This window comes from Chryseobacterium sp. (assembly GCF_029240215.1).
Taxonomy (GTDB): Bacteria; Bacteroidota; Bacteroidia; order Flavobacteriales; family Weeksellaceae; genus Chryseobacterium.
Map to the genome: position 1 here is coordinate 298,042 of NZ_JARBTK010000001.1, position 13,257 is coordinate 311,298.

Annotated in this window: 6 protein-coding genes; all 6 read right to left on the reverse strand. The window is 38.6% G+C overall.

Features of this window, described 5'->3' with window-relative positions; genetic code table 11:
* Nucleotides 1-82 precede the first annotated feature (82 nt).
* The 6 genes from K0R77_RS01390 to K0R77_RS01415 all read right to left on the reverse strand — a co-directional run bounded on the left by K0R77_RS01390 (nucleotide 83) and on the right by K0R77_RS01415 (nucleotide 13,251).
* Nucleotides 83-2,710 carry a glycoside hydrolase family 3 C-terminal domain-containing protein gene (locus K0R77_RS01390; RefSeq protein ID WP_300346467.1) on the reverse strand — a complete coding sequence of 876 codons (2,628 nt, stop codon included), beginning with the start codon at nucleotides 2,708-2,710 and terminating at the stop codon, nucleotides 83-85.
* Between the two features lie 209 nt (nucleotides 2,711-2,919).
* Nucleotides 2,920-5,661, reverse strand: a complete 2,742-nt coding sequence (locus tag K0R77_RS01395; RefSeq protein ID WP_300346469.1) for a T9SS type A sorting domain-containing protein — start codon at nucleotides 5,659-5,661, stop codon at nucleotides 2,920-2,922.
* A gap of 144 nt (nucleotides 5,662-5,805) precedes the next feature.
* Nucleotides 5,806-8,334: a glycosyl hydrolase 115 family protein gene (locus tag K0R77_RS01400; protein ID WP_300346471.1), complete on the reverse strand. Its 2,529-nt coding sequence runs from the start codon at nucleotides 8,332-8,334 to the stop codon at nucleotides 5,806-5,808.
* A gap of 167 nt (nucleotides 8,335-8,501) precedes the next feature.
* Nucleotides 8,502-10,445 carry a glycoside hydrolase family 97 protein gene (locus K0R77_RS01405; RefSeq protein ID WP_300346474.1) on the reverse strand — a complete coding sequence of 648 codons (1,944 nt, stop codon included), beginning with the start codon at nucleotides 10,443-10,445 and terminating at the stop codon, nucleotides 8,502-8,504.
* Between the two features lie 6 nt (nucleotides 10,446-10,451).
* Nucleotides 10,452-11,819, reverse strand: coding sequence for a glycoside hydrolase family 43 protein (locus tag K0R77_RS01410; RefSeq protein WP_300346476.1), 1,368 nt, complete (start codon nucleotides 11,817-11,819; stop codon nucleotides 10,452-10,454).
* Nucleotides 11,820-11,844: 25 nt separating this feature from the next.
* The gene (locus K0R77_RS01415; RefSeq protein ID WP_300346478.1) at nucleotides 11,845-13,251 is read right to left on the reverse strand and encodes a glycoside hydrolase family 43 protein; all 1,407 of its coding nucleotides are present in this window, start codon (nucleotides 13,249-13,251) and stop codon (nucleotides 11,845-11,847) included.
* Nucleotides 13,252-13,257: the final 6 nt, after the last annotated feature.

Below are 13,257 nucleotides of genomic sequence, written 5' to 3' on the forward strand. Positions count from 1 at the left end.
TAGTAAACTTTTAAATTGAATGATATTATTCTGAACCTTATAGGTTTTAAAAACCTATAAGGTTTTCTAAATTGAGAATAGTTTATTTCACCTTCAACTGCATGCTTTTTAATTCCGAGTTTTTTGAAGTTCCGCCGTAGAAAATGGTATAATCTCCTGATTTTGAAACCAAATCATCAGCTTTTTCATCATAAAATTTGAATGAATCTTCTGAAATAGTCAATTGGATATTTTTTGTTTCTTTTGCTTTAATCAAAACTCTTTCAAAAGCTCTTAATGTTTTTACCGGAGCCAAAGCATCATTATTTCTTTTCACATACATCTGCACGACTTCTTCGCCGTCTCTTTCTGAAGTATTGGTAACCGGAATCGTTATCGTAATATTCTCATTAGAATTGATGTTGTTTTTGCTCAATTTTGCATTGCCATAAGTAAATTTTGAGTAGCTCAAACCGTGGCCAAATGCATATAATGGATCTTCGGTCATATAACGGTAGGTTCTTCCTTTCATATCATAATTTTCAAAACCCTGATGCTTGCTTGTGGTCGAAAGTGCATTATCCAATTGCTCAAGATTTTTGTAAAAAGTAATCGGTAATCTTCCAGAAGGATTGTAATCTCCCGCAAGAACATCGGCAACGGCAGTTCCGCTGGATTGTCCGCCGTACCAGGCATTCAGCAGAGCATCATAATTTTTTTCATCCTGCTGTAAGCCAAGCGCACTTCCTGTACAGAGTACAAAAACAACAGGTTTTCCTGTTTTTCTCAATTCTGCCAACAGTTCACGTTGAACTTTCGGAAGTTCTATTGAAGTTTTGTCACCGCCTTTGAAACCTTCTGCGCTTACCAACATTTCTTCACCTTCCAGACTTGGAGAAAGTCCGCCTGCGAAGATAATGACGTCGGCATCTTTCACTTTTTCTCTTACTGAAGCGAAATTTACCGGGTCTTTTCTGTACACTTCAAAGACAATACTTACATATTTCCCTTTTTGACTGTGACGCAATTCTATTTGGTATTCTTTCCCTTTCTCCATTTTCACGGGGAATTCCGAAGGATGTCTTGCATCGGGACCTTTTCTGGTAGCAATTTCTTTACCATCAACAAAAAGCATGTAAATGTCTGATGTTGCGGCAGAAAATATGACTTCGCCCGAATAACTGCTTTTAAAAATCCCGGAAATTCTTGCTGAAGTATTTTCTCTGGCAACTCCGGGTGCAAGCTGGGTTCCGCCAAAACTGTTGTAGGTAATTCCTGTTTTATTAACGGAAATATTAACCGGTTTTTCTTTGAATTCATTATTATTGAAAAACTCAACCTTCATTCCTTTTTCTCCGTTTTTCTGGCTTACAAAATTCTGATAAAGCGAAGCTCTGGAAGATGGATCTGCCACTTCACTTCCTTTTTCGTAAATGATTTCTGCATCCGGAAATTTGGTTTTAATTCCTTCTAAAATCGTTACGGTTGAAGAAGGTGTCCCGTTGTAATTTCCCAACTGCATAATTCCGTCATCGGCATTGGGACCCACAACCGCTATTTTTTTAATATTTTTATTTAAAGGCAGGATGTTTTTTTCATTTTTCATCAGTACAATAGACTTCTGAGCCATTTTTAATGCCTGTTCTTTGTGTTCTTTAGAATCTACCGTAGAATAAGGAATATTGTTCCAGTGAACGGAAGATTTGGGATCAAGCATTCCCAATTCAAACCAGCCTTTGAGGATTCTTCGCATTGAAATATCGAGGTCTTTTTCGGTGATTAATCCGCTGGCAAGAGATTTATTGAGGTTATTATAAGTATCTCCACATTCCAGATCTGTGGAATGTTTTAGAGCATCTGCTGCTGCACTTTTTTCGTCGGGATGTGTTCCGTGGTATTTTTCCTGATAGAAATCTGCCAAAGCCCAACAGTCTGAAACGACCATTCCGTCATACTTCCATTTACCTCGAAGAATTTCATTAAGCAAAGTATTATTGGCACAACAAGGTTGTCCGTCGAAAGCGTTGTAAGCGCACATCACCTCTCTTACATTTCCTTCCAAAACCAGTGCTTTGAAAGCCGGAAGATAGGTTTCATACAGATCCCTTTTAGAAATTTCGGCATTGTAGGAATGTCGGTTCCATTCCGGACCGCTGTGAACAGCGAAATGTTTGGCGCAGGCGTGGGTTTTAAAATATTTAGGATCATTTCCCTGTAAACCTTTTACCGCAGCAACACCCAAAACAGAAGTAAGATATGGATCTTCTCCGTAAGTTTCCTGACCTCTTCCCCATCTCGGATCACGGAAAATATTGATATTCGGAGTCCAGAATGTAAGACCTTCGTAACGTCCGGTTTTACTGGCTTCATCAAAAGATTTGTTGTATTTTGCTCTGGCTTCATCAGAAATCATTTCAAAAGTTTTGAGATGTTCCGGAACATCCCAGGTTGCTGCCAAACCAATAGCTTGCGGAAAAACAGTCGCTGTTCCAGCTCTTGCAACACCGTGAAGCGCTTCATTCCACCATCCGTAAGCAGGAATTTCCAGTCTGGGTACAGCTTTGGAATTGTCCATCATCATTCCTATTTTTTCATCTGCTGTTAGTAATCCCAAAAGATTTTCGATTCTTTGTTCGACCGGAAGATTGGGATTTCGAAATGGATATTTGTGATTCTGAGCAAAACTGAAAGTACAGACAACTACTGATATGGTTAATAAAATTTTGTTCATATAATTGATTTTAAAGCAGTTTTTTATTAATAAATACTGAATATTATCACCGGATATTCCTTTGCAGTGTGATAAAGACAAATATAAGATTCTATTTTGAATAAATGTATATACTACACTTAATTTATAAATAGTAGTAAAAGAAAAAGTCACCGGAATAACCCGATGACCTTGTAAAAAAATTAATTTGAAAAAAATATGATTAAAGGCTATTGCTTTATAAATTTGCTTGTGGTGTTTTTCCCTGAACCGGATATTTCAATAAAATATAATCCAGAAGGAATTTTAGAAACATCAATTCTGTTTTTGCCTGTGGTCAGTTTTGCTTTGTAGGAAACTGTACTTCCTTTTGCATCAATGATAGAATAAGTTGCATCAGCCGATTTCCAATCAACAAAAATTTCGTTTTTAGCCGGGTTTGGATATAGAATAATATCTTCTTTTGTTGTTATTAAATTCTCAACTCCAAGCGTACCAAAGCTCAAAGAAAGAAAATTATTCGTGTAAGTATTATCTTCGGTAAGATATCCCTGGAATGAACTGATTACAGGCTCGTTGCCCGCTGTTACTTTATAAAATCCTGTAACTCCGCTTTCTGTTTTCAAAACATAACCTCCTGCAGCCACTTTTATAGATTGATAAACACCGTTTATCTGGTTTATAGTAATTGCTTTTGGTGTAGATACAGCACCTGATCCAGTGAATGTTTTGCTTCCTGTAGCATTGATTAATACAGGAACATTGGCAGGAATTACTCCATTGGAAATCTGTGTACAAACCACATTTCCGGAACCAGGCTGCATCATGTATGCCGTAACTCCAGAAGGAATGGCCGACTGAAAAGGTAAAAGAACGATCCCGTACCCATTGAAAGTTCTTGTATACGTGGCAGAATTTGCTGTAAAACCGAAAGGAACCTGAAAATCTTTACCCATATCTGAAAGCGTAAGGTTCTGGCAAGAATTACCTGAAACTACATTTACATTACTGTTGCTGACACTTCCGTTAACATAAAAAATACTGTTAAGATTGGCAGAAGCACTATTCCATGTATCTGCTGATGTGTTTCCTGTAACATCTTTGAAATCAACAGATGTATAATATTCATTTTCTAAGGCATCCATAAGATTGCTGTCTGTAAGTGAGTATGCTGACGCAAATTTTGAAGCTCTTTCATTGCCTACATTGAAATATACATCACCCAAAGTTAATGTAAGAATGGAACTGTAATTTCCGCTTCTAAGCCCGATGATTCCTTTGCAGCCATACGGAAGGACTGATCTGGAAATATCAAACACAAGATTGAAGCTACCAGAACCCGGTGCAGGGAATGCTACACTGCCATAATTATGAGATCTTACTGTTCCATTTATATCAACGTAATACAAAGTCGTATTGGAAGAAGTCGGCAAGTTGCTTGTTGTATAGCTTAATACATTAAAAATTAACTTATTGTAACGGTCATCAAGATTCAAATATCCGCTGTTGGCATCAGTATTTGAGCTTATCAATGGTGTGGAATTATAGAAGGTAACCGTTTTTCCGCTAAGCTGATAATTAATACCAAACGCTGAATTGGTCGGGATCTGAGTTTCAATTTTATTATAATGAACATCACCGCCTGTCATTAATGATACTGGTCTGTCGCCACTTTTATTAAAAACAAAAGTCATTATGCTGGAAGGACCCACCTGAACTGTCGGACGGAAACTCGCCGTACTGAAAGAGAAAGGTGATGAAGTCATATTCACAGCTTGTGAAGTAGTTGTCTGTACTCCTGAAGTGGTAAAGAATGGCAAATCAACTTTAAGATCATAGGTGTTGGAGGAAGAATTGATAACAACAAGGGTAATCTGGTTGCCGTCCAGCGAGATATAAGACGAACCTTCCAAAGTTCCGCTTGAGGTTTCCCATTTGGCGTCAATTCTGGTTTTGCCTGTCGTATTTTTAGCATATTGGGATAAAATATATCCTCTTTTGGTCATATCGCCGGCAATTGTTCCGTATGAGCCGTCACCCATCAGTCCGTAATATCTTTTTGAGGCGTAATGAATCCACGCATTTACATTTCCAAGCAACGCATTATTGACACTTTTTGCAAAAGTGAAACCATCGGTATTCCATATAAAATCTCTCGGAGTCTGGCTGCTTGAAGAATTCCAGTTGATCAGATATTCTGTCTGCCATATTTCTTTGTTATAATTCTGAAACTGCTTGTAAACAGACTGCATAGAACCATACTGATGACCTCCATACACCTCAAAATTTGCCATAACCAAAGGATCTAAGAATGCGTTAGCAAAATTATCCGTAAAACCAACACTTTCTGGTGCAATTACCTTACAGTTGATAAGCTGACCGTAGTTTTTAACAAAAGTTGCAATTTGCGTCGGTGTCCAGATACATCCCTGATACTGTGCCATTTCATCAGGCTCGTTCTGTATGGATATGTAATCAAGAGCAACACCGTTGTTTTGCAGATAGGTGACAAAACTATTGAGATAAAGAGCATAATCCTGATATTTTTCCGGCTTGAGATAACCGATCTGCTGTACGCCGTTTGCATCGGTATATACTGCGTTTACGTGGTTATTGGTTTTCCAGTCTGCAGGCATGGTCCACGGACTGGCGAATACGGTAAGTCCCATAGATTTTGCCAACTGAGCCGTTGCCAAAGCTGTACTCCAATTGCTGCTTTGCTCGGGAATATAGAGACGCATAATATTATACCCACCTTCACTGCCTGCGCCCCATAGTTTTTGAATCTCTGTGGTCGTCATATGGTTGTACCCAAACTGCGGACTGCAGACAAAACCGCCAAAACCAGTTATTTTCTGATAAGAAATATTCTTATCGATTTTTACTTTTGCCTGCACATTTTGTGCATTCAGCTGTACTGAAATTGCAATACCTGTAATCATTACAAGTATAAACTTGAAGATTTTTTTCATAGTAATAAGTTGTTTAATTGTGATATAAAATAGATCTAATGAATAGATTATAAGGTTATAATTAATATTCTAAGGCTTTCCTTTGAAAATTTGCCTGCATCATTATACCATTCAATCATCAATTTTCAACAATGACCATCTTCATTATTTTCCCGAATATTCACTTTCCGGTGCTCCTAAGTAACTTGTTTTAAGGCCTCCTGTATCAATAAGTATTTTTTCTAAGACAATCCCCGGTTCCAGAACACGGAAACGTAAAGTATGTTTTCCCGGTTGTGAAATCTGATGTTTAGTAATTGATTTGATAATATGTTCGGACTGCCATTGTCCCAATTCCCCTTTATAATGACCATTAAAATTGACAATTTGAGGTGTTCCGCCATCAAATGAAATTTCGTATCGTAATCCTTTGTTGTGATTATAATTTAAAGTCGGCGCGAGTAAAAGCTGGACTTCAAATTCGCCTTTGGACTCAAAGTTAATGTCGTATTCCAGGTTGATATTTTCATCAGCTTTCGGATAATCATTCTGTGGAAATGTGGTAATTCCTGATTTTGTTTTCCCGAAATCAGGAATTACTTCCCAATGGATTCGGTCTGAGTTATTCATTCTCGCAAAATTTTCAACTTCAATAGAAACGTAACCGTCTTTCTCCTGAAAAACTTTCTCTTTCGGAACATTTGTTTCAGACACATAGATTACTTCAGGCATTACATTTACTTTCCCGTCAAACCAGGCTTTGTATCCTATCTTCATTTGGTCCATCATATGCGGCCATTTTCCGCCGGCAATTTCATTGTTGTATTTATTATCGAGATACGCATTTCTTTCAAAACTTTCTTTTACTTTATCTGCATAATAATTCGCTTTAAGATCATTTTTGGCAGCCAATTCTTTATTTTTCGCAACAGCATAATACATCTCGTACAAATTGCTGCACGCATCAATAGGATAAAGAACCAACTGATAATACGCATCCTGATATTCTGCCGGAATCTGTTCTTTCAGACGTAAAGCATCAACCGCCAAAGCTCTGTAGTCATTCAAAACGGTTTCAAATTCATTATAATTTTCAAGACTGAATGTGTTACTATCCAACGTTTCCGGTGTTACTCTTCTGTTATATTTGGCATAAAGATTAATCATTCTGGCAATTTCTTTTGAATGTTTTTCTCCAAACTGCTGTGCAGACCATTTTTCGGTGTATTCCAAAAGGTTTTTAGAATTAAACTGTTTCGGGTTCCAAGCCATTTCTAAGAAAAAGCTGATTGGAAATTCCATCGGTTTTAAATCACCCACATTCACAACCCAAACTTTATCAACTTTATGTTCATAAGAAAGGTTCATCTGCTCCCAAACTCTCTGAATTGGATTGATGTTAATCCATTTGGAATTCCTCGGTCCACCTACATAATCGAAATGGTAATACATTCCATAACCACCTTTGTGCAAAGGTTTTGAAGGGTCCGGAAGTTTTCTAACATTTCCCCAGTTGTCATCACAAAACAATAAAATTACATCATCCGGAACTCTCATCCCTTTATCATAATAATCCTGAACTTCTTTGTATAATGCCCAAACCTGAGGGGTTTTGCTTGGATTTTTACCCGTCACATTTTGGATAATTTTACGCTGGTCTTTTACAATATTCTCAAGCAAAGAAATATTAGTTCCTTCTCCCATTGCTTCGTCGCCGTCGCCACGCATTCCAACCGTTACAAGCTTTTCCCAGTTTTTGCTTCTTACAATTCCGGCTTTCCAGAATTCCTGCAAGACTTTGGCATTTTTTGAGTAATCCCAAACATTCGGAAGATTATTTTTTTTGATATATCGGTGCCAATCCGTCTGAGCCTGAGCCATCGGCTCGTGGTGAGAAGTTCCCATTATGATACCCATTTCGTTAGCTAATGGTCCGCTCAACGCATCATCGTCATAAAAAGCTTTCCCCCACATTGCTGGCCAAAGATAATTCGCCTTAGAGCGAAGAAGCAGTTCAAAAACTTTTTCATAAAATTTAGAATTGATTCCTCCAAAAGTAGCTCTTGCCCAACCACCAAGTGAAGGCTCTTCATCATTCAGGAAAATTCCGCGGTATTCTACTGCAGGTTCTCCATCGGTATAAATTCCTTTTTTGAAATACAAATTTTCTTTCTTTACTACCGGAACATCTGCCCAAAAATACCAAGGTGAAACACCAATCTGTTGAGAAACTTCGTAAATTCCGTAAATCGTTCCACGTTTGTCGCTTCCTGCAATGACAATCGCTTCGGAAACGCCGGGAAAAGGATTGCTGACATTTTGGATGATGTATTTTTCACGTTTTCCGGTTAAAGATTTTCCATCGATCTTTTTTTGTTTAATTAAATCATCAATGACAGAGTTTGTTCCGACCGTTCCGATAATGATTAAAGGAGAATTTATCCCAAAAATCTGATTCAAAATCGTTGGTTGCTCACCTGTGACTTTCTGGAAATCTGTTTGGAGATTTTTTACAGCTCTCATAATTCCTGCATCAATATTATTGTTTGTAAATATTGAAATCCTGACTGATTTGTCCTTGAGGAGAATGGCATCACTTATTTTTTCTGTCGTGATGAACGGTTCGGTAGCCTGTACATTAAAACAAGCACCAAACAATAGTATAAAGAGAAATAGTATTGGTGATTTTTTCATAATCTTTATTTTATTTTGATTGGATAGAAACCTTATAGGTTTAGTTTAACATTTATCGGGGCGAATTGCACGCAGCCCGGCTTGAACGGAGCTCTTTTTGTGAGGAGGAACGACGAGCAAAAAAGCGGGAGTGGAAGACGGATTAAGCTGCCCAAATTATTCCTGCATTAATTCTTCAACACAAATCCGCCATTGGGCTGAATTTCAATTTCAAATTCTCCTTTTTTATTAATAGAAGCTGGTTTTGTAAAAGTATTCCCTGCTTTATCATCATTGATGAATTCTATGTTTTTACCTGCCAACACCGGAAGATTGAGTTTAAGTTTTTTCGAAGTTTTTTCAGCATTCACGCCTACTACATACCATTTATCCTGATGTCTTCTTGCAATCACAGAATATTTTCCCGGATAGCCATCGATGAAAACCGTCTCATCCCACAGCGTGGGAACTTCTTTCATAAAATCCAATTGGAATTTTGGAGCATCCGTCAGGTTATTCGGCATTACCGCAAACATCTGAACCGGATTTTGAAAAAGAACAGCTGTTGCTAACTGAAATCCGTCTGTAGTGTGTCTTTTATTCCTGTCTTTATTAGATTTCGTTAAATATTTATTGAGAAAAGTCCCGCCAAATTCCATACTTCCGACCGTATTCCTGATGAACGGATGCAAGGCTGCAAAAAATGCTTCCTGTTTACGGACATCTTCAGAAAAATAAAGCATCTCTGAAGCCAAAACAGCTTCGCTTCCTGCATAATTCGGATACATCACTTCCCAACCTCTCGGCAAAGTAGCGCCGTGGAAAATAATCATCAAACCAAAATCATTGGCATCCGACAAAATATCTTCGTACAGACGCATCGTTTCCTGCTTGTCTCCTCCGAAGAAATCAACTTTCAAACCTTTTACACCGGCTTCTTTCAGCCATTTCATTTCTTTTTTTCGCTCTACCGAACTGCTCATTTTGTTTCTCGGTCCCATTGGTGCATCATTGGCAGCTCCATTGGAGTTGTACCAAAGCATAACATCCACATTTTTGGATTTTGCGTATTGAACGAGTTCTTTCATTCTTTCTTTGCCAATATTTTTATCCCAAAGCGCATCCATCAAAATATATTCATAACCGAGTTTTGATGCCAAATCAATAAAGAGAGTTTGATCATCGTAGTTCATACTGTTATCCTGCCATAGAATCCAGCTCCAGGTAGATTTTCCGAATTGATATTTCTGAGAAGGCTCATAAATCGGTTCCACCACATCAAAAGGAATGGTAGTTTCTACAATCGGTTTTAAAGAATCTCCTACCGTAATGGTTCTCCACGGTGTTTTTCCGGGAAGAGAAAGTGCCGCTCCCGAACTTCCGAAACCATTGTTTTCAGCTATATTGGGATAAGCAACTTGGTAAAGATTTTTTTCTGAAGTGGTATCAAGATGAGAAGCACAATACAAACTGCTTACTCCAGTTTCTGAAAGTAAAATCCATCCCTCATTTCCGATATGAAAAAGTCCAGGGAAAACGTAACCATAATCTGCTTTTGTTCCTAATTCTGCATCGGCCTTATATCCACTTTCGTAACTCGGTGCTGTTCGTGCAAAACCTGTCATCGCCTTCATCATTGGTGAAAGAAATGTAGTAGTTTGTTGAGGAAATCTATATCCTGTCACTTCCGATTGTACGACAACGCTAAAACGGTCTTTAATTGGCGGAATGTCATATCGAAAAGCAATATTATTATCGCTTACCTGAAACTCAATCCCGATATTGAATTGGTCTGCATTGGTAAAATTGACGGTCAATGTATTCGCTTCGTACTCAACTTCTGATTTTTTGATTTTTTCGTTGCTGTATTTTTTGGAAAACTTATCCTTTTTACTGTTGATGAATTTTAAGTTTTTAGAAAAATCCGATTCATTGGTTATTAAACCCAAAGGAGATTTTTCCAGCATTGTTTTTCCTTGAAAAGTCACGGAATACAATGCTTTTCCTTCTTCTGAAAATACATTCAGCTTCAGCTTTCCGTCCGGACTGGAAACTTCGGCAACCTGTGCTTTGACCTTCGATAAAAAACAAAAGCTTATTAATGATAGAAATATAAGTGTCAATTTTTTCATTCTGATTTATTTTGAAAACGTCCAATAGTCGAAAAACATAATATCTTTTTCCGCTTTGCCATTGAAGACGAAATACAGATTGTGAACACCTGTAATTTTATTGGACAAATTGATTTTAACCGTTTCAAAGCGGTCGTCTCCGCCAGTCATCGGGACTTTTATAGTTCCTGCAATCGGTCCGTTAAGACTGTCTAAACGAACGTCCATTGTTACGCCGCTGTTATGTGTGGTTCCTACTCTTGCCAAAAAAGTTGTTGCGCCATCTTTTCCAAAATCAACATTCTTCACATTTGTGTAGGCACCGTTTTTCTTTGCTTTAATGAAAACTCCTGCTATCTTGTTCTGATAAGATTTTACATTTTCTGACCACGAAATCATCTCTGCCTGATTGAATGCGTAAGGGTTGACGGTTGCAATAGCTTTGGAAATTCCGGTCATCATTTTGAAGGGTGAAATAGAACCGTCTTTATTAAATTCTAATTCCTGCACGCTTACCGAACGTGTGAATCCACTTCCGCCTGGTAATGCACCGTTGTGATAGAAAAAATAAGTTTTTCCTCTAAAATCAATCACGCCGGGATGGTTGGTAAAAGATTTTCCTTCGGCAGGCATTATAATTCCGCCGTATTTCCACGGACCTTGCGGATTTTTGCTGGTGGAATACCCAATAAATTCCGGCAATGCACCGCCCGGCCAAAAGAGATAATAGAGATTTTTTCGTTTGTAAAGCCACGGACCTTCTTCGTATTTCGTTGGTCTTTCAGGATTGCCTTCCCGCTTTCCAAAAGATTCTTCGGTCATCGGAACTTCAACAATATCGCCGGAATAGGAAATCATATCTTCATTCAGTTTTACATATTTAAGCTTCGGATTTCCCCAATAGAGATGTGCCTGACCATCATCATCAATGAAAACCGTCGGGTCAATGTCTCCCCATTCACTCTGAACAAGCGGTTTTCCCAGCGGATCGTGAAACGGACCGAACGGACTGTCGGCAACCGCAACTCCGATTGCACCTTTGTTATTTGTTTTGGAAATCATCGGGACGTACATAAAGAATTTGCCGTTTCTCTCGATACACTGAGCTGCCCACGCATCACGCTTTGCCCAATCGAAATCGTTGTAGGAAAGAATCACGCCGTGATCTGTCCAATTGACCATATCATTGGTGGAAAACAGTTTCCAGTTGTTCATTGTAAACCAGGTAGAATCATCTTCGTCGTGGCTGGTATAAACATACAAACGGTCATTGAAAACCATTGGCGCCGGGTCGGCTGTGTAAGCAGTCTGAATGATGGGATTCTGTGCAGAAAAAATTCCTGCACATCCTATAAACAGAGAACTTAACACATATTTTATTTTATTATTCTTCATTTTTTAAATCAATTAACATTCAACATTATTTTTTCTGAAAGCTCCAGTAATCGAAATTAAAAAGCTCCCGACCAGCCGTGATATTTTTTCCCTGAAAGACAAAATACACATCGTGAACGCCTGAAACAGATTCTGAAATCTTCGCATTGAATGTTTTCCAGACATCCCAGCTCCCTGTTCTCGGTGCGTCAATTTGTGCTAATTTTGTTCCTGTGAAACTGTCTAAACGAACTTCCAGAATTCCGCCATCAAGCCCGGAAGCTATGGAAGCTGAAAACGCAGAAGCACCCTGAGTTCCGAAATCTACTGCTCGAACTTTAATAAATCCGTTCACCCGGGTTTCAGTAACATAAACACCGTTTTTTTTATTTTCGGCGGTTTTGCATTTTTCTGACCAAGCCATCATTTCTGCTTCATTTCTTTTATAAGGGTTTACCGTTGCTACAGGATTTACACCTTCTTTGGTCATTGTAATCTTCGGAATGCTACCGTCCGGATTATATTTGAATTCTTCAATTGCAGTCGACCTGCCATAACTACCTGCTCCCGGCAATAATCCGGTGTGATAAAACAGGTAGGATTTTCCTTTGAAATCAATAATTCCGCCGTGGTTGGTGAAGCTGTTGGTCGGCTGATCGGTCATTATTTTTCCCTGATATTTCCAGGGACCTGTTGGTGATGAGCTTGTGGCGTAAGACAGACATTCTGTACGTCCGGTCATTCCTGCATACATCAGATAATATTGTTTATTTCGTTTGTAAAACCAAGGTCCTTCCACAAAAACATCTTCAAATTTCTCCTGCTTTTGCAAAACCTCATCGCTTCTTCCGGGTCTTCTGAGTCCGCCAAATGATTCTACCGACTGCGGAATCTCAGTAATTTTTCCTTCATAGGAAACCATATCTTTATTGAGCTTTACATAAAAAAGATGACTGTTACCCCAATAAAGGTAGGCTTGCCCGTCATCATCTATAAAAGCCGTCGGATCGATATTATCCCAGCTTCCCGTTGTAATCAGCGGTTTTCCAAGTGCATCCTTGAATGGCCCTGTCGGACTGTCGGAAACAGCAACGCCGATTGCCATATCATTATTAACGGTTTGAGCACAGATGTACCAGTAAAATTTGCCGTCACGCTGTATACATTGTGATGCCCAGGCGCGGTCACGAGCCCAACTAAAAGACTCTAGGGAAATAGGAACACCGTGATCGGTCCAGTTCACCATATCTTCGGATGAATGTAACCTCCATTTTGTCATATAATAAAAATCGTATCCCGGAATGTCGTCTCCTGTGTAAACGTACATTTTATCTTTATAAACCATTGGTGCCGGATCTGGTGAAAAATGAGTCTGGATCACCGGATTCTGGGCAAATATGGTTGAACTTAAACTGCATAAAGCCAAGCTGGTTATTATTTTTATTTTTTTCATAGTTAG

Coding starts and splice junctions, on each gene's coding strand:
- K0R77_RS01390 (WP_300346467.1), bottom strand. CDS start 2,710: ATGAACAAAATTTTATTAACCATATCAGTAGTTGTCTGTACTTTCAGT.
- K0R77_RS01395 (WP_300346469.1), bottom strand. CDS start 5,661: ATGAAAAAAATCTTCAAGTTTATACTTGTAATGATTACAGGTATTGCA.
- K0R77_RS01400 (WP_300346471.1), bottom strand. CDS start 8,334: ATGAAAAAATCACCAATACTATTTCTCTTTATACTATTGTTTGGTGCT.
- K0R77_RS01405 (WP_300346474.1), bottom strand. CDS start 10,445: ATGAAAAAATTGACACTTATATTTCTATCATTAATAAGCTTTTGTTTT.
- K0R77_RS01410 (WP_300346476.1), bottom strand. CDS start 11,819: ATGAAGAATAATAAAATAAAATATGTGTTAAGTTCTCTGTTTATAGGA.
- K0R77_RS01415 (WP_300346478.1), bottom strand. CDS start 13,251: ATGAAAAAAATAAAAATAATAACCAGCTTGGCTTTATGCAGTTTAAGT.